Annotated in this window: 14 protein-coding genes; 5 read left to right on the top strand and 9 right to left on the bottom strand. The window is 73.3% G+C overall.

All coding sequences use genetic code 11. The annotated features are described in order from the left end of the window. Positions 1-205 precede the first annotated feature (205 nt). Positions 206-793 (top strand): M23 family metallopeptidase, encoded by a 588-nt coding sequence (locus ABEB07_RS25005; protein WP_345670397.1) that lies wholly within the window; start codon positions 206-208, stop codon positions 791-793. A 168-nt stretch (positions 794-961) separates the two neighbouring features. On the opposite strand, the gene ABEB07_RS25000 is transcribed toward ABEB07_RS25005, so the two are convergent. After that, positions 962-1,558 (bottom strand): TetR/AcrR family transcriptional regulator, encoded by a 597-nt coding sequence (locus ABEB07_RS25000; RefSeq protein WP_345670396.1) that lies wholly within the window; start codon positions 1,556-1,558, stop codon positions 962-964. A 151-nt stretch (positions 1,559-1,709) separates the two neighbouring features. Between ABEB07_RS25000 and ABEB07_RS24995 the strand changes: the two genes are divergently transcribed. Then, positions 1,710-3,299, top strand: a complete 1,590-nt coding sequence (locus tag ABEB07_RS24995; protein WP_345670395.1) for an MDR family MFS transporter — start codon at positions 1,710-1,712, stop codon at positions 3,297-3,299. 70 nt (positions 3,300-3,369) lie between these two features. Here ABEB07_RS24995 and cseC read toward each other — a convergent pair whose 3' ends face one another. The 5 genes from cseC to ABEB07_RS24970 form a co-directional block, all read right to left on the bottom strand. Continuing rightward, positions 3,370-4,728 carry a two-component system sensor histidine kinase CseC gene (gene cseC / locus ABEB07_RS24990; protein WP_164586002.1) on the bottom strand — a complete coding sequence of 453 codons (1,359 nt, stop codon included), beginning with the start codon at positions 4,726-4,728 and terminating at the stop codon, positions 3,370-3,372. A gap of 11 nt (positions 4,729-4,739) precedes the next feature. Next, entirely contained in the window at positions 4,740-5,441 is a 702-nt protein-coding gene (cseB, locus tag ABEB07_RS24985; protein WP_345670392.1) for a two-component system response regulator CseB, read from the bottom strand. Positions 5,442-5,648: 207 nt separating this feature from the next. Beyond that, complete coding sequence (locus tag ABEB07_RS24980) at positions 5,649-6,335, bottom strand: hypothetical protein (RefSeq protein WP_176149988.1); 687 nt, start codon at positions 6,333-6,335, stop codon at positions 5,649-5,651. Continuing rightward, the gene (locus tag ABEB07_RS24975) at positions 6,323-6,862 is read right to left on the bottom strand and encodes a SigE family RNA polymerase sigma factor (RefSeq protein ID WP_164586009.1); all 540 of its coding nucleotides are present in this window, start codon (positions 6,860-6,862) and stop codon (positions 6,323-6,325) included. The genes ABEB07_RS24980 and ABEB07_RS24975 overlap by 13 nt, the downstream gene beginning before the upstream one ends. Before the next feature lie 431 nt (positions 6,863-7,293). After that, positions 7,294-8,256: an HhH-GPD family protein gene (locus tag ABEB07_RS24970; RefSeq protein WP_345670391.1), complete on the bottom strand. Its 963-nt coding sequence runs from the start codon at positions 8,254-8,256 to the stop codon at positions 7,294-7,296. Between the two features lie 642 nt (positions 8,257-8,898). On the opposite strand from ABEB07_RS24970, the gene ABEB07_RS24965 reads away from it, so the two are divergent. After that, positions 8,899-9,738: a hypothetical protein gene (locus tag ABEB07_RS24965; RefSeq protein WP_345670390.1), complete on the top strand. Its 840-nt coding sequence runs from the start codon at positions 8,899-8,901 to the stop codon at positions 9,736-9,738. A 252-nt stretch (positions 9,739-9,990) separates the two neighbouring features. On the opposite strand, the gene disA is transcribed toward ABEB07_RS24965, so the two are convergent. Together disA and radA are read right to left on the bottom strand one after the other, a co-directional pair. After that, positions 9,991-11,115 carry a DNA integrity scanning diadenylate cyclase DisA gene (gene disA, locus ABEB07_RS24960; protein WP_164582084.1) on the bottom strand — a complete coding sequence of 375 codons (1,125 nt, stop codon included), beginning with the start codon at positions 11,113-11,115 and terminating at the stop codon, positions 9,991-9,993. An 82-nt stretch (positions 11,116-11,197) separates the two neighbouring features. Continuing rightward, positions 11,198-12,607, bottom strand: a complete 1,410-nt coding sequence (gene radA, locus ABEB07_RS24955) for a DNA repair protein RadA (RefSeq protein WP_345670389.1) — start codon at positions 12,605-12,607, stop codon at positions 11,198-11,200. A 199-nt stretch (positions 12,608-12,806) separates the two neighbouring features. Between radA and ABEB07_RS24950 the strand changes: the two genes are divergently transcribed. Then, complete coding sequence (locus ABEB07_RS24950) at positions 12,807-14,504, top strand: BACON domain-containing protein (protein WP_345670388.1); 1,698 nt, start codon at positions 12,807-12,809, stop codon at positions 14,502-14,504. Between the two features lie 143 nt (positions 14,505-14,647). Here ABEB07_RS24950 and ABEB07_RS24945 read toward each other — a convergent pair whose 3' ends face one another. Beyond that, complete coding sequence (locus tag ABEB07_RS24945; protein ID WP_176149992.1) at positions 14,648-15,493, bottom strand: hypothetical protein; 846 nt, start codon at positions 15,491-15,493, stop codon at positions 14,648-14,650. Between the two features lie 128 nt (positions 15,494-15,621). On the opposite strand from ABEB07_RS24945, the gene ABEB07_RS24940 reads away from it, so the two are divergent. After that, positions 15,622-16,554 (top strand): Ppx/GppA family phosphatase, encoded by a 933-nt coding sequence (locus ABEB07_RS24940; protein ID WP_164583988.1) that lies wholly within the window; start codon positions 15,622-15,624, stop codon positions 16,552-16,554. Positions 16,555-16,805 lie beyond the last annotated feature (251 nt).

Here is a 16,805-nt window from a genome sequence, read left to right as displayed (position 1 = left end):
GGCGGTATATAGGGTCTCTACAGGTCTTTTGTCCTAATTGGGTGGAGTGTCAAGAGATCTGGGCCACTATCCACCCTTACTAGGTTTCGTCGTAGTAGGGGTGCTTGAGGGCGGCTGTTCGGCGGGGTTACCAAGGTGGAGCCCGCCCGACGAAGGCATCAGGTCTTCCGGGTGGTTCATCTGTCCCCCACCCGTAGAGGTTTCGATGTTCCAGCGCGCCACGTCCCGTACCGCCCGTCCGGCCAAGCTCCGCACCCGTGCCGCCGTCCTGGCCGCCGGCCTGGGAGTCACCGCCGCGATGAGCGCGGGAGTAGCGTCCGCCGCCGAGACCGCGGCGGCCCCCACCGCCACCACCGCCGTCGCCAAGTCGGCCGCTGCCTGGGTCGACCCGGTGAAGCAGTACACCCTCACCGCCAGCTTCGACCAGGGCGGCAGCCACTGGATGCACAAGCACAGCGGCCAGGACTTCGCGGTGCCGGTCGGCACCGAGGTCGTCGCCGCGCACGGCGGCACGGTCGTCAAGGCCGGCCCCAACGGCGGCGGCGACGGTCCGGCGTACGGCAACGCCATCGTCGTCAAGCACGGCAACGGCACGTACTCCCAGTACGCCCACCTCTCCCGCATCGACGTGAAGGTCGGCCAGGTCGTCGCCACCGGTCAGCACATAGCCCTGTCCGGCAACACCGGCAACACCACCGGCCCGCACCTGCACTTCGAGATCCGCACCACGCCGAACTACGGCTCCGCGGTCAACCCGGTCGTCTTCCTGCGCGCCCACGGCGTGAAGGTCTGACCCGACCGGCCCGAGAACGGAACGCGGCCGGTGGCCGGCCGGCTCACGCACCGGTCGGCCGGCTGATCGGTTGAACGTTTCCCCCCGCACCGCCGCCCGCTGACCCCAGCGGGCGGCGGTGCGCTGCGTTTCCAGGGCCTACCGGGACCCGCGCGTCCGTGTGCGCCCTCAGGCCCCGTGCGCGCCCTGGTGCGCCTGGGTGACCAGATCGATGGCGACCTCCAGGACGGCCTTGCGCTTGTCGTCGGGGTCGCCTTCGAGGTCCCGCATCACGAACATGCCGGCGTGCAGGGTGAAGAGGGCGCTCAGGCACCGGACCTGGTCCGTCAGACTGGAGTCCGGGTCGATGATGATCTCCCGCAGACCGGTCATCCGGTCCTTGAAGGTCTCGCCGATCCGCAGTTCGCGCACCGTCGCCTGGTTCTCCTGCATGAAGCGGAACAAGGGGGCCGCGCCGCCGAGCGCCTCGTCGTAGCGGCGGACGATCTCCTGCTTGGTCGCCAGGGTGTGCGGCTGGCTCCGGCCCCACTCGATCAGTTCCTCGATCGGCTGCGTCAGATCCGCGAAGAGACTGACGATGATCTCTTCCTTGGTCTTGAAGTGGTAGTAGAGCGCCGCCTTCGTGACATCGAGGCGCTCGGCGATCTCGCGCAGGGAGGTCTTCTCGTAGCCCTGCTCGGCGAAGAGTTCGAGGGCCACGTCCTGGATGCGCTGGCGGGTGTTTCCGCGGCGCTGCTGCTTGGTGCCGTCCATCGTGCCGCCCATCCTCTTGCTCCTCGTTCTCACCGAAAACTTACCTGCCGACCGGTCGGCGGAAACTTACTTGACGCCCGGCTAGTAAACCTCTACCTTCCGGAGTGTAACGACTTGCCGGGCGGCAAGTAAGTACCAGGCCCAGCTGGGGGAGTAGGGAACGATGGCGGACGCATCGATAGCCGGGACGGACACCGCGCCGGCCGGGAAACAGCCTAAGAGCGTGCGGGTCGTCCTGCTCGCACTCATGATCGCGATGATGCTCGCGATGCTCGACAACATGATCGTGGGCACCGCGATGCCGACCATCGTCGGCGAGCTGGGCGGCCTCCAGCACCTGTCGTGGGTGGTGACCGCCTACACCCTGGCCACGGCCGCGGCCACGCCGCTGTGGGGCAAGCTCGGCGACATGTACGGGCGCAAGGGCGCCTTCATGACGTCGATCGTGCTCTTCCTGCTCGGCTCCGCGCTCAGCGGCATGGCGCAGGACATGGGCCAGCTGATCGGCTTCCGCGCGGTCCAGGGTCTGGGCGCCGGCGGTCTGATGGTCGGCGTCATGGCCATCATCGGCGACCTGATCCCGCCCCGGGAGCGGGGCAAGTACCAGGGCATGATGGCCGGCGTCATGGCGCTGGCGATGATCGGCGGCCCGCTGGTCGGCGGCACCATCACCGACAACTGGGGCTGGCGCTGGGCCTTCTACATCAACCTGCCGCTCGGCGCGGTGGCACTCGTCGCGATCAGCATCGTGCTGCACCTGCCCAACAAGCGCTCGCAGGCGCGGGTCGACTATCTGGGCGCCGTCCTGCTCACCGTCGGCATCAGCTCGATCGTGCTCGTCACCACCTGGGGCGGCTCGGAGTACGCGTGGACCTCCGCGCGGATCATGGAGCTGATCGCCATCGGCGTGGTCGCGCTGATCGCGTTCGTGTTCTGGCAGACCAGGGCCGCCGAGCCGATCGTGCCGCTGCACATCTTCCGCAGCCGCAACTTCACCCTGATGTCGGTGATCGGCTTCGTCACCGGTTTCGTGATGTTCGGCGCGGTGCTGTTCCTGCCGCTGTACCAGCAGGCGGTGCAGGGCGCCTCCGCGACCAACTCCGGTCTGCTGCTGCTGCCCATGCTGGGCGCGATGCTGGTCGTGTCGATGATCGCGGGCCGGGTCACCACCAACAGCGGCCGCTACAAGATCTTCCCGATCGCCGGCGGCGTCCTGATGGTCGTCGGCCTCTACCTGCTGTCCCTCATGGACACCGACACCACCCGGGTCACCTCCGGCCTCTACATGGCGGTGCTCGGCGCGGGCATGGGCTGTCTGATGCAGATCACCATGCTGGTCGCGCAGAACAGCGTGGAGATGAAGGACATGGGCGTGGCCTCTTCCTCCACCACCCTCTTCCGTACCCTCGGCTCGTCCTTCGGCGTGGCGATCATGGGCGCGCTGTTCAACAACCGGGTCCAGCACGTGATGGCCGAGCGGGCCGGCGCGCTGGGCTCCAAGGTGACCGAGCAGTCCGCGCAGCTGGACGCCAAGAGCCTGGAGAAGCTGCCGGCCGCGGCCCGCGAGGCCTACCAGCACGCCGTCTCCTCCGGTACGCACTCCGCGTTCCTGCTGGGCTCGGTGATCGGCGTGATCGCGCTGGTCCTGGCGCTGTTCGTCAAGGAAGTGCCGCTCAAGGGCACGGGCCCGGCCGCGCCGAAGCCCAAGGACGGCGGCGCCACCGCCCTCGAAGGCATGGCCGAGACGGTCTGAGCCGCCTCCGCGCGCATCCGAAGGGCCCCCGGCGACGCCGCCGGGGGCCCTTCGGTCAGCTGTCCTGCCGCTACGGCAGCATCGGGTAGCTGCCGGTGTTCGTCGGGGCGTGCTCCGGCAGCCACAGGACGGCGACCGCGCCCTCGGCCGGCACGCCCTCGGGGGCGCCGGCCGGACGTACGTTGCGGAAGGTGAGCCGGGCGCCGAGGACGCGCGCCTGACCGGCCGCGATGGTCAGGCCGAGGCCGTGCCCGCGCCCGGCCCGGTCCGCGCTGCCGGTGCGGAAGCGGCTCGGCCCCTCGGCGAGCAGGTTCTCCGGGAAACCGGGCCCGTGGTCGCGCACCCGGATCACCCGGCCCTCCACGGTCACCTCGATCGGCGGTCTGCCGTGCCGGGCGGCGTTGGCGAGCAGGTTGAACAGCACCCGCTCCAGCCGCCGCGGATCGGTGGTGACCATCGACTCGTGCACCACCCGCACCTCGATGGCCGGGTCCTTGGCCGCCACCCGCCGGGCGACGAACTCGCCGAGCAGGAGGTCCTGCAGTTCGGCCCGCTCGGAGGCGCCGTCGAGCCGGGCCACCTCCAGGACGTCCTCCACCAGCGTGCGCATGGCCTTGGCCCGGTCCAGGACCAGTTCCGTCGGCCGGCCCGGCGGCAGCAGCTCTGCGGCGGTCAGCAGTCCGGTCACCGGGGTGCGCAGCTCGTGCGCGATGTCGGCGGTGACCCGCCGCTCCGCCTCAAGCCGCTGCTGCAACGCGTCCGCCATCGCGTCCACCGCCCGGGCCAGATCGTCCGTCTCGTCGCGTACGACACCGCCGATGGCGTCCCGCACCCGGACGTCCGGCTCGCCCTTGGCGACCTGGTTGGCGGCGGCGGCCGCCTTGCGCAGCCGGCCGGAGAGCTGCCCGCCGATGAGCACCCCCAGGGCGCTGCCGCCCAGGACGGCCGAGATGGAGCCGATCACCAGGGCCTGGTCGAGGTCCTTGAGGATGTTGGCGCTGCGGTCGGTGAAGTGCGTGTGCAGGGAGAGCACGTGCCCGCCCTTGATCGGCATGGCCGCCCAGATGTCGGGGGCGCCGCCCGGACGGTCGGTGACGTAGGTGGCCCGCCGGCCCTCCTGGACCTTGCGCTGGAGCTCGGGCGGCAGCAGCGGGTCGTCGACCTTGAAGACGGAGGAGGCCGGCCGCCGGCCCGGCCGCTCGTAGATCGGCTGGGCGAGCGTGAGCCGGGTGTCGGCGAGGTCGCGCGCGTTGTCGAGCATCGACACCCGGGCGGCGTCGTGCACCACCAGGCTCAGCGCGATCGCCACCAGCGCGCCCACCAGCGCGATGGCCGCACTGAGCTTCCAGCGCAGCCCGGTACGGATGCTCGGCCGCCCGGGACGCCCCGGCAGCCACTTGGGCGGCAGACGCCGCGTGATCCCCCGCATGACCGCCCCGCTCAGGCCTTCAGCTTGTAGCCGAAGCCACGGACCGTCTCGATGCGGTCCTGGCCGATCTTCGTGCGCAGCCGCTGCACATGGACGTCGACGACCCGGGTGTCGCCGCCCCAGCCGTAGTCCCACACCCGTTCCAGCAGCTTGTCGCGGGACAGGACGGAGCCCGGCGCGGTGGAGAACTCCAGCAGCAGCCGCATCTCGGTCGGGGTGAGCGCCACCGGCCGCCCGGCCCGGCGCACCTCCATGCCGTCGGTGTCCACCTCCAGGTCGCCGAAGGTCAGCACCCCGCCGTGCACCTCGTCCGGCCCCGCCTCGGCCCGCGCGCCGCCGGCGTGCCCGAAGCGGCGCAGCACCGCGCGGATCCGGGCCACCAGCACGGCGCCGTCGAACGGCTTGGTCACGTAGTCGTCGGCGCCGGCCTCCAGGCCGAGGACGACGTCGATGGAGTCGGCGCGCGCCGACAGCATGATCACCGGGACCGTCGACTCGTCGCGGATCCGGCGGCACAGGCTGACGCCGTCGAGGCCGGGGACCATCACGTCGAGCAGCGCGATGTCGGGGCGGTCCGCCCGGAACGCCTCCAGACCCGACAGCCCGTCGGGCATCGCGGTGACCGCGAAGCCGTCCCGCTCCAGGGCGAGCTGCGTGGCCTCGCGGATGACGTCGTCGTCCTCGACGAACAGGACGTGGGTCTGCTCTGCCATCCCGGTGCTCTCAGTCCTCGTCTGCTTCGAATGGTGCGCTCACGGTGCGGCGCGCAGTGCGCTCACCGTGCGGCGCGGGTGCGCTCACTGGGTGGACGCGCCGGCCGCGCGCCGCGTTCCTTCCGCGCGGCGGCGTACGGCTCGTCCACCACTGCATCGGATCGGCGGCCCCGGTCGGTTCACACCGCTCCGGAAATCGTCCCGCGGTCAGTTGTCCGGATCCGGGACCGGCGTCGGCGACGCGCCCCCGCCGACGGCCTTGCTGTACTCGTTGCGGGTGGTGAACGCCTTGGTGAACGCCGTGCCCGACCAGCGGTAGGTGATCACGTCCTCGCCGGACGGATCCGCCACCGGGTCGTCCTTCTCGTACACCTGTTTGGTGACCACGAGGTCGCCGCGGTCGATCTCGGCGTAGACCGGGGGCTCCTCGGCGCCGAACACGTTCTCGTACCGGTCGCCCCGTTCACGGTACACATACGCGCCGACGCCGACCGCGTCCCCGCAGGTCAGCACGTTGATGACGATGTCGTCCACGGAGCCGCCGGTCAGCTTGCCGTAGGACACGTCGACCGGGTACTCGTCGGCGGAACACGGCTTGAGGTCGTGCTTGACCGTCGCCGAGACCTTCGGGTCGTCCTTGATCAGCCGGACCGGGTCCACCGCCGGCTGCGGCGTGTCGCTCGCGGCGGGGGAGGCGGAGGCCACCGCGCCCGCCACCGAGCTGCTCGTGTGGGCCGGGCCCTCGTCACGGGCGCCGGTGCCGCCCGTGCCGCAGGCGGACACCAAAAGGCCGAGGGCGGCGAGCACGGCCACCGCCGTGAACGCCGCCTGCAAGGTGCCCCGTGCCCCACCGGGCTCCGGATCGGCACCGGCCTCGCCGGTCAGGCCGCGCAACGCTCCCGCTCCTCACGCTCCAGCGCGCGTGCGTCCAGGTCGCGGGCCTCCAGCTCCTCGCGGAGCCGGGCGAGCGCCCGGTGCAGCGTGCTCTTGACCGTGCCCGCGGACATGCCGAGGGCCGCGGCCGTCTCCTCCGTGGACATCTGCTCCCAGTGTCGCAGCACGACGACACTGCGCTGCTTCGGAGCGAGAACTTTCATGATGTCCATAAGAAGCGCGCGGTCGGCGTGCTGCTCGGTGGAGTCCTCGACGCACGCGTCCGGGAGCTGCTCGGTGGGGACCTCCTCCAGCTTCCGGGCCCGCCACCACTCGGTCCGCGTGTTGATCATGACGCGGCGCAGGTAGGCGTCCGCGAGCCGCTTGTCCGCGATGCCGTCCCAGCGGCCGTACGTCCGCACCAGCGCCGTCTGGAGCAGGTCCTGGGCGTCGATCGGGTCCGGTACCAGCCGGCGCGCACTGCGCAGCAGCGCGTCCTGCCGGGTACGCACGTACTCCTCGAACTCGAGCACCTCGCCCTGCGCCATGATCAACCGCCTCCGCTCCCCGTTTTCCGGCCGGTGTTCCGCCGGATACCAAGCTGTGCCGCGGACGGGCTGTGGTCGGCAGCCGTCCGGTGCCCGTCGGGCACGCAACTGAAGGTACGGAGGGGTTGTCACGGCGTTGTCCGAAGCAGCCTTCGGTCAGCCCTCGGCTGTACGTCGGTTGTGTAACGGACGAAGGGGAGGGGTAAGGAGGCGGTCCATATTCGCACCATTTAATGGGTATTTGCACCCCTGCTGAAGACGTGATCCTGTGACACAAAGCCTCCGCACCACCCGTGAGGCTGTCACCCGCCTGTGTGCTGACGTGGCGTCAGCCGTGGGCCGGGCGACCGGAGCCGGGGAGTGCGGAGGCTTCGGAATCGAGGGTGTCTGATATGTCGGAAACGTCGGGAGTGGGGCCGGTCGGGTCAGGTTCAGGTGAGGGGCAGCCGGTACAGGGCGCCCGGCAGCGGCTCCACCAGACCGTCGGCGACCAGCCCGTCCAGGGCGCGGGCCCGCTGGACCGGCTCGTGCCACACCCGGTCGAGCATCGCCTGCGGCACCGGCGTGTGGGCCTCCCGCAGCACGGCGAGCAGCTTGCCGCGCACCTGCCGGTCCGTACCGGCGTAGGTCTGGCCCCGGCGCGGCGGCCCGTCGTGCGCCGGCTTGCCGGCCAGCCGCCAGGCGCAGTGCCCGGAGATCGGGCACTGGTGGCAGGACTCGTTCTTCGCCGTGCACACCAGCGCGCCGAGTTCCATGGAGGCGGCGGCCCAGCGGGCGGCGGTCTCCTCCTCCTCGGGCAGCAGGGTGCGGGCGAGCCGGCGTTCGGCCGCGGTGGTGGCGTTCGGCGGGTACTGCACACCGGTGACCGCGCGCGCCAGGACGCGCCGGACGTTGGTGTCGAGCACGGCGTGCCGCTGTCCGTAGGCGAAGGAGGCGACCGCCGCCGCGGTGTACTCGCCGATGCCGGGCAGGGCGAGCAGCTGCGCGTGCTCGGTCGGCACGTCGCCGCCGTGCCGTTCCGTTATGGCGACCGCGGCGCCGTGCAGGCGCAGGGCGCGGCGGGGGTAACCGAGCCGGCCCCAGGCGCGGACGGCTTCGCCGGGCGCCTCCTTGGCGAGGTCGGCGGGGCGGGGCCAGCGTGCGAGCCACTGCTCGTAGACGGGCAGCACGCGGTTGACGGGCGTCTGCTGGAGCATGAACTCGCTGACCATCACACCCCAGGCGCCGGCGTCGGCGCGCCGCCAGGGCAGGTCTCGGGCGTTGCCGTCGAACCAGGTGATGACCTGGGTGTGCAGGGTCTCGCCGAGCGGGACGCCGGAGGCGTCGGCGGGGCCGTCGGTGGCGGGGGCCGGGGCAGTGGGGCTGCTGTGCGGGGGCAGTGTGGGCGCAGTCATGACCCTCCCGATCCTGCCACGTGACGGCCCGCCCCCGCGTGAGGTGGCACCAGGCGGTGGGTCGCCCCGGCCGGGCGGGGCGCGGGGACGCTGCCGGGCGGGGGCGCGGGTGCGGTGCCCGGCGGGGCGGACGCGGGGGTGGTGTGCGGTGCCCGGCAGGGCGGGCGCGAGAGGGCGATGTGCCCTGGTCGGATGGTGGCGCGACCGCCGGGCCGGGGTTCCACCCGAGGCCGCTGCCGGGTCAAGGTTCCGCCCCCGAGTCCGCCCGGCAAGGGTCTTGCCCCGGAGCCGCCCGGCAGGCGCACCGCTCCTGCGTGGGCCGGGTCCTGCAGCGAGGCGTGACGGCTTCGTCGCGTCGCCGTGCGCGCGTGTTCTCACCGTCAGGCGCGCCGAGTCCAAGGGGCGCGCCGGAGTCGGCGGTGGAACTCCCGGGCGGCGGCGGACACTTCACGCGCCGCGCTCGACGCTTCGTCACCCGACGTACCGCGAGCGCGCATTCGATCACACTGTGCGACCGGAGGGCGTCGCGGCTGCCGGGGACGGTGAGTTGCGCGAGGTTTCCGGAATGATGATCCGGAAAAGTTGTGGTCGGCGCGGCGGGTGGCGCGGGGTAAGTCGACGATCTCTCGTACAGTTTGGGCCGTGGGATCTCTGCGCAATCCGATCGGGCCGCTTCCCGCCTCCATCTACTGGCGTCGGCGGGTATTCATGCTGTCCGGAGTCGCCCTGCTGGCCCTGCTGATCGTCTGGATCACCACATCGGGCGGCGGTGGCGGGCACCAGAACAATGGCGGCGGGTCCGACGGCAAGAATCCCAGCCCCTCCACCATCACCCCCGGCCCCTCCGAGTCGGGCCCCGCGATCAGCCAACGCCCCGGCGGCCGCGACGAGTCGGGCGGCGGTGACTCCGCCGCGTCCGGAAGCGGAACGGGTTCCGGGTCGGCCTCCGGCGGCGCGGACGGCTCCGGCGGCGGCTCCGGAAGCGGCGGCGGCACCGGCGGGGACACCGGCGGCGCCGGCAGCGGCGGCGCCAACGGGTCCGGCGGCACGGGCGCCGTCCTGCCGGCCGGCAGCTCCCTGCCCGACTGCGCCACCGGCGCGGTCCAGGTGAGCCTGCGCAGCGTGCGCAACTCCTACGGCCCCGGCGAGACGCCCACCTTCGAGCTGGTCGCCAAGAGCACCGCCGGCAACGACTGCAAGGTCGACCTCGGCCCCAAGTCCGCCGTGCTGACGGTCACTCCGGCCAACAGCAGCGACGACTACTGGTCCTCGGCCGACTGTCCGAAGACGGCCGGGAGCCTGCTGTTCCGGGTGCCGGCGAAGAGCGCGATCACCCACACCGTGCGCTGGGACCGCAAGCCGAGCGCCGCCCAGTGCGCCACGCCTCCGGCGGGTACGGCCGCGCCGGGCACCTACCTGGTGCAGGCGAAGGTGCCGGGCCACGGCAAGCTGCAGACCTCGTTCGTCCTGTCGGCGGACTGACCTCCGGCCGCGTCCGGAGACCGCGCGGCCACCGCAGGACCGGACACCGCGCGGCCACCGCGATACCGGACCCCGCGCGGCCGACCACAGGGCTGGATACCGGGCGGGCAACCGCAGGGTCACGGGCCGCGCCGCCGCCGCAGGGCGAGGCATCCACGCGGCGATCGCGGGGCCGCCGGGCACCTGGGCCGCCCCCGCAGCGCCGGCCCCCGCAGGACCGGCCCCGCAGGACCAGGACCGGCCCCCGCAGGGTCAGACGTACCGCTCCAGGATCGACGACTCCGCCAGCCGCGACAGTCCCTCGCGCACGCTCCGCGCCCGCGCCTCGCCGACGCCGTCCACCGTCTGGAGGTCGTCCACACTGGCCGCGAGCAGCTTCTGCAGACCGCCGAAGTGCTCGACCAGCCGGTCGATGATCGCGCCGGGCAGCCGCGGCACCTTGGCCAGCAGCCGGAAGCCGCGCGGGGAGACCGCCGAGTCCAGGGTCTCGGGCGAGCCGGTGTAGCCCAGCGCGCGGGCGACGGTGGAGACCTCCAGCAGATCGGCCTGGGAGAGCTTGTCGAGTTCGGCGAGCGCCTCGTCGACCGTGCGGGAGCGCTTGGCGGTGGGCTCGGGGACGTAGTCCCGGACGACGAGTTCCCGCTCGGGCTCCACGCCCGCGATCAACTCGTCCAGCTGGAGGGCGAGGAGGCGTCCGTCGGTGCCCAGCTCCACCACGTACTCGGCGATCTCGGTGGCGATGCGGCGCACCATCTCCAGGCGCTGCGCGACCGCCGAGACGTCCCGGACCGTCACCAGGTCCTCGATCTCCAGCGCCGACAGCGTGCCCGCCACCTCGTCCAGGCGCAGCTTGTACCGCTCCAGCGTGGCCAGGGCCTGGTTGGCGCGGGAGAGGATCGCCGCGGAGTCCTCCAGGACGCGGCGCTGGCCGTCGACGTAGAGGGCGATCAGCCGCATCGACTGGGAGACGGAGACCACCGGGTAGTTGACCTGCTTGCTGACCCGGTCCGCGGTGCGGTGCCGGGTGCCGGTCTCCTCGGTGGGGATCGTCGGGTCGGGCACCAGCTGCACGCCGGCCCGCAGGATCTTCGACAGGTCCGAGGACAGCACGATGCCGCCGTCCAGCTTGCACAGCTCGCGCAGCCGCGTCGCGGCGAACTCGACGTCCAGGACGAAACCGCCCGTGCACATCGACTCGACCGTCTTGTCGGAGCCCAGCACGATCAGTCCGCCGGTGTTGCCGCGGAGCACCCGCTCCAGTCCGTCCCGCAGGGCGGTGCCGGGCGCCACGGCGCTCAGCGAGGCGCGCATCAGGCGATCGGCGCCGGAACTCCCACCGGACTTTCCGGGAGCTGCTGCCCGGTCGTTGGCTGCCACTGCACTCCTCCGGTCGCGGGTTCTTCAGGCGCCCCCGTTTCGCACACACGGTTCGTACGGACGGGCGAGACCAGGGCAAAGTCTACCGGCGGTCCTCCTGCTCCCGTGGGGCCTCTCGGCGACGGGAGCGGGGCAGCACCCGCAGCGCGTCCCCGATGTCGGCCACTTCCAGCACCTTCATCCCCGCCGGGACCTTGCCCGGGTCGCCCGGTACGAGGGCGTGCGTGAAGCCCAGGCGGTGCGCCTCCGACAGCCGCCGCTGGACGCCGGTGACCCGTCTGACCTCGCCCGCGAGGCCCACCTCGCCGATCGCGACCAGGTTCTTCGGCAGCGGGGTGTCGCTGGCGGCGGAGGCCAGGGCGAGGGCGACGGCGAGGTCGGCGGCCGGCTCGGACAGCTTCACGCCGCCGACGGTGGCCGAGTAGATGTCCCGCTTGCCCAGCGCGCTGATCTGGCCGCGCTGCTCCAGCACGGCCAGCATCATCGAGACGCGGGAGGTCTCCAGGCCCGAGGTGGTGCGGCGCGGGGAGGGGATCTGGGAGTCGACGGTGAGCGCCTGGACCTCGGCGACCAGCGGGCGGCGGCCCTCCAGGGTGACGGTGAGGCAGGTGCCGGGCACCGGCTCGGCGCGCCGGGTCAGGAACAGGCCGCTGGGGTCGGCCAGGCCCGTGATGCCCTCGTCGTGCAGTTCGAAGCAGCCGACCTCGTCCGTCGCGCCGTAGCGGTTCTTGACGCCGCGCACCAGGCGCAGCCGCGCGTGCCGGTCGCCCTCGAAGTGCAGCACCACGTCCACCAGGTGCTCCAGCAGCCGCGGCCCGGCGATCGCGCCGTCCTTGGTGACGTGGCCCACCAGCAGCGTGGACATGCCGCGTTCCTTGGAGGCGCGGATCAGCGCGCCGGCGACCTCGCGCACCTGGGCCATGCCGCCGGGCGCGCCGTCGATCTCGGGCGAGGCCACCGTCTGCACCGAGTCCATGATCAGCAGCGAGGGCTTGACCGCGTCCAGGTGGCCGAGGACGGCGGCGAGGTCGGTCTCGGCGGCGAGGTAGAGGTGGTCGTCGAGGGCGCCGATGCGGTCGGCGCGCAGCCGGACCTGGCTCGCGGACTCCTCGCCCGTGACGTACAGCGTGCGGTGCTCGTCGCTGGCTGCCTTGGCGGCCACGTCCAGCAGCAGCGTGGACTTGCCGACGCCGGGTTCGCCCGCGAGCAGGACGACCGCGCCGGGGACGAGTCCGCCGCCGAGCACCCGGTCCAGCTCGGGCACGCCGGTGGAGCGGGCGGTGGCCTGCCGGCCGTCCACCTGGCCGATGGGCACGGCGGAGGTGGTGACCCGGCCGGGCGCCGTGGTGCGGACCGCGGGCGCGCCGTACTCCTCGATCGTGCCCCAGGCCTGGCACTCGGGGCAGCGGCCGAGCCACTTGGCCGTCTGCCAGCCGCACTCGGTGCAGCGGTAGGACGGGCGGTCCTTGGTGGTCTTGGTACGGGCAGCCATGGGGGAAACCGTAGCCGCCGCCACTGACAACGCCGTTCACCACATTCGAACGCACTCGAACAGAAGAGTCGCGGAATGAACCCATCCGCTTATACGGAAGACGCCGCTCCTCTTTTGAGGGATCGTTTCACCCGTACGGATTAAAAGTGCGCAACGGGGGAGAACGGACGAACCTCGGCCGCCTACGGTCGCACGGGTGATGAGCAGCAGTCCGGAGACCTCGACCCGCACGGCCGGTGCGCACCGGGCCCACCGCGAGGCGCGCGACCGCGCCGCCGCGCGCGCCCTGGCCGGACACCCGCCCGCCTGCTACGAGCCCCATCTCGACGGCCTGTTCACCTACTGCATGTCCGTGCTGTGCGACCACGAAGCGGCGACGGCAGCCCTCGGCGAGGCGCTCGCGTGCGCCGAACGGCGCGCACAGCGCGGCCCGGAGCGCGCGCCGGAGCGCAGGGCCTGGCTCTACGCGCTGGCCCGCTGGGCGTGTCTGCGCCGGCTGGCCGCGGCCCGGCAGCAGCGGCAGGCCGCGCACGCCGCCGGCCGCCCCGGCGACCACCGGCGCCGCCCGGACCGGACCGGCGCGCCCGTGCCCGAGGACGTCCAGGAGGCCCGGCGGCGCGAACTGTCCCTGCTGGCCTGGCCGGAGGCCGCCGGCACCACCCCGGAGCAGCGCGAGGCCCTGGAACTGGCCGTGCGCCACCGCCTGACCGGCCACGAGGTCGCCGCGGTCCTCGGCATGAGCCCGGCCGCCGCCCGCGATCTGCTCGCCTCCGCCGCCTGCGAGGTCGAGCGCACCCGCGCCGCGCTCGCCGTCGTGGAGTCGGGTGGCTGCCCGGGCGTGGCCGTGCTCGCCGGACCCGACGGCTTCGTGCTCAGCACGGCGCTGCGGCGCGAACTCGTCCGGCACGTGGACGACTGTCCGCGCTGTCGCCGTACCGCCGAGCGCGCGGTCCCCGGCCGGTGGCCGGGCGCCAGCGTCACCCCGGCCGCGCTGCCCGTGCTCACCGCGCCCCGCACGGCCCTGCGCGTCGCCATGGCGCACCCCCCGCGCGCGCGGAGCGCGGTGCCGCGCTTCGACCGGCGGGGCTTCCCCATGGACCCCAAGGACCGCGCCGCCCGCCGGGACCGGCTGCGCGCGCGTGCCGTCACCACGACCGTCGTCGCCACCGTGGTCGCCGCCCCCGTCCTGGCCCTGTGGGCCGCCTACCGGGGCACCCCGACCGGCGAGGGCCGGGGCGGGCCGTCGGCGACCGCGCGCGAGGCGAGCGATCCGGCCGCCCTGGCCGGCGCCGTCCCGGGCGGCGGCTACGTGAACACCGCCGACACCGGTCCGGGGCCCGGCGGCGGCCCGCGCGCGAGCGGCCGCCCGGAGGTCTCGGTGAGCGTCACCGGAGCCGACGGCGCCGCGCACGAGGACGGCCGCCTGTCCGTCGCGGCGGCGAGCGCGGGCGACACCACCCTCGTCACCCTGACCGCGTCCGGCCCCGCCGCCGTCCACTGGTCGGCGGCCACCGACGCCCCCTGGCTCCACCTCAGCCGCTCCTCCGGGACGCTGAAGCCGGGGGAGACGGTGACCGTGCGGATCTACGTCGACCATCTGCGCGAACCGTCCGGCCACTGGAGCGCCCGCGTCACGATCGCCCCGGCCCGCACGGTGATCACCCTCGACGGCCACGGCGCCGCACCGGTCCCCGCCGCCACCCCGGCCGGCCCGACACCGCCCGGCGACCCGCGCCCGACCCCCACCGCGACCGCGACCCCGAACCCGTCCCAGCCCCCGCCGACCACCTCGGCCACCCCCACCCCGAGCCCCACCGCGCCCTCCCCGACCACCTCGGCCGACCCGTCCCCCTCGCCCCCCGAGAACACCGGCGCCCCGTCCCCGTCGACCAGCTAGGAACAGCCGGACGACTCGGGACGGGGCACAGGCGGAACGACGGGGTCGGAGCGGCAGAAGCAGAACAGCCGGGTCAGGGCAGGAGCGTCAGGCCAGGCGGGGCAGGACAGGCGGGTCAGGCCAGGCGCGTCAGGCCAGGCGCGTCAGGCCGACGGCGGAGTCGGGTCCGCCGGGTGCGCCGCCAGCAGCGGCAGCCGCGCCGCCAGCCGCTCCTCGCACAGCTCCACCAGCCGGTCGTAGCCGGCCTTGCCCATCAGCTCGGTCAGCTCGGCCCGGTAGGAGACGTACACCGGGTCGCCCGCGCCGTGCGCCGACGTCGCCGAGGTGCACCACCAGTGCAGGTCGTGCCCGCCCGGACCCCAGCCCCGGCGGTCGTACTCGCCGATCGAGATCTGGAGCACCCGCGTGTCGTCGGGGCGGTCGATCCACTCGAAGGTCCGCCGGATCGGCAGCTGCCAGCACACGTCCGGCTTGGTCTCCAGCGGCTCCCGGCCCTCCCGCAGCGCCAGGATGTGCAGCGAGCAGCCCATGCCGCCGGCGAAGCCCGGCCGGTTCTGGAAGATGCACGACCCCTGGAAGGGACGCGTCTGGCGCGAGCCCTCCTCGTCCTCGGACACCCAGCCGTCACGGGTGCCCTCCGCGTGGTTCTGCCAGATGTCCGGCGTGAGCCGGGCCACGTGCCCGGCGACCCGCTGCTCGTCCTCCTCGTCGGAGAAGTGGGCGCCGAGCGTGCAGCACCCGTCCTCCGCGCGACCCTCCTGGATGCCCTGGCAGCCGCTGCCGAAGATGCAGTTCCAGCGCGAGGTCAGCCACGTCAGATCGCAGCGGAAGACCTGCTCGTCGTCCGCCGGGTCGGGGAACTCCACCCACGCGCGCGCGAAGTCGAGCCCCTTCTCGTCGGCCGGCGCAGCCGAGCCCTTCCGGCCCGGCCGCACCGCCTTCGCCGGGTCCGCCGATTTATCGGTCTTCGCCTTTTTCGTCTTTGGCACGCGTCCAGGGTAAGTCGCCGGGCGACCGAGCCGGGCCCGCCGCGGACCAGGGACCGTGGGGCGAGCCGGAATGCGCGATCCGGACGACCGGGGCGGACGGCGGCCCAGGTGGCAGTAGCGTTTCCCGCATGAGACTCGGTGTCCTCGACGTGGGTTCGAACACGGTGCATCTGCTGGTGGTCGACGCGCACCCCGGCGCGCGCCCGCTGCCCGCGCACTCGCACAAGGTGGAGCTGCGCCTCGCCCAACTCCTCGACGCGGACGGCGCGATCGGCGCCGAGGGCGTCGACCGGCTGATCGCGGTCCTGCGCGACGCCCTCCAGGCCGCCGAGGACAAGGGCGTGGAGGACCTGCTCCCGTTCGCCACCTCCGCCGTGCGTGAGGCGGGCAACGCCGACGACGTCCTCGCCCGCGTGCGCGAGGAGACCGGCGTACGGCTCCAGGTGCTCAGCGGCGCGGAGGAGGCCCGCCTCACCTTCCTCGCCGCCCGCCGCTGGTTCGGCTGGTCCGCGGGCAAGCTGCTGGTCCTGGACATCGGCGGCGGCTCGCTGGAGATCGCCTACGGCATCGACGAGGAACCCGACGCCGCGGTGTCGCTGCCGCTCGGCGCGGGGCGGCTCACCGCGGGCTGGCTGCCCGGCGACCCGCCCGACCCCGAGGCCGTCCGGGCGCTGCGGCGGCACGTCCGTACGGAGATCGCGCGGACGGTCGGCGAGTTCAGCCGGTTCGGGGCGCCCGATCACGTGGTCGCCACGTCGAAGACGTTCCGGCAGCTCGCCCGGATCGCCGGGGCGGCGCGCTCCGCCGAGGGGCTCTACGTGCAGCGGGAACTGAAGCGGGAGTCGCTGGAGGCGTGGGTGCCGAGGCTCGCGGCGATGACGGCGGAGGAGCGGGGGGAGCTGCCGGGGGTGTCCGACGGGCGGGCCACCCAGCTGCTGGCCGGGGCGTTGGTCGCCGAGGCGGCGATGGATCTGTTCGGGGTGGAGCGGCTGGAGATCTGCCCGTGGGCACTGCGGGAGGGCGTGATCCTCCGGCGCCTGGACCTCATGGGCTCCGCGTAAGGGTTTCCTCGGGGGCGCGTGAGGGGGTGGGGGGCTTTCGTTTCGGGGGCGGGTGCGGGTCGGTGGGGGCTGGGCGCGCAGTTCCCCGCGCCCCTTACGGGGCTCGCGCCCCGATGCAGGGCGCAGCCCTGCGAAAAGGGGCGCGGGGAACTGCGCGCCCGGCCACAACGCACCCGCACCCGCCGAACGAACCGCACCCACCCCCACAGAAGGCGCCCCCCTCAGCCCGCCGCAGGCGACTCCGCCGAGGC

This window comes from Streptomyces similanensis, from assembly GCF_039543625.1.
GTDB lineage: Bacteria > Actinomycetota > Actinomycetes > Streptomycetales > Streptomycetaceae > Streptomyces > Streptomyces similanensis.
The sequence above is the reverse complement of the archived record's forward strand: the minus strand, read 5'-3'. Positions and strand labels throughout refer to the sequence as shown.

Coding starts and splice junctions, on each gene's coding strand:
- ABEB07_RS24970 (WP_345670391.1), bottom strand. CDS start 8,256: ATGACTGCGCCCACACTGCCCCCGCACAGCAGCCCCACTGCCCCGGCC.
- ABEB07_RS24995 (WP_345670395.1), top strand. CDS start 1,710: ATGGCGGACGCATCGATAGCCGGGACGGACACCGCGCCGGCCGGGAAA.
- ABEB07_RS24940 (WP_164583988.1), top strand. CDS start 15,622: ATGAGACTCGGTGTCCTCGACGTGGGTTCGAACACGGTGCATCTGCTG.
- cseB (WP_345670392.1), bottom strand. CDS start 5,441: ATGGCAGAGCAGACCCACGTCCTGTTCGTCGAGGACGACGACGTCATC.
- ABEB07_RS24975 (WP_164586009.1), bottom strand. CDS start 6,862: ATGGCGCAGGGCGAGGTGCTCGAGTTCGAGGAGTACGTGCGTACCCGG.
- ABEB07_RS25005 (WP_345670397.1), top strand. CDS start 206: ATGTTCCAGCGCGCCACGTCCCGTACCGCCCGTCCGGCCAAGCTCCGC.
- ABEB07_RS24950 (WP_345670388.1), top strand. CDS start 12,807: ATGAGCAGCAGTCCGGAGACCTCGACCCGCACGGCCGGTGCGCACCGG.
- cseC (WP_164586002.1), bottom strand. CDS start 4,728: ATGCGGGGGATCACGCGGCGTCTGCCGCCCAAGTGGCTGCCGGGGCGT.
- ABEB07_RS25000 (WP_345670396.1), bottom strand. CDS start 1,558: ATGGGCGGCACGATGGACGGCACCAAGCAGCAGCGCCGCGGAAACACC.
- radA (WP_345670389.1), bottom strand. CDS start 12,607: ATGGCTGCCCGTACCAAGACCACCAAGGACCGCCCGTCCTACCGCTGC.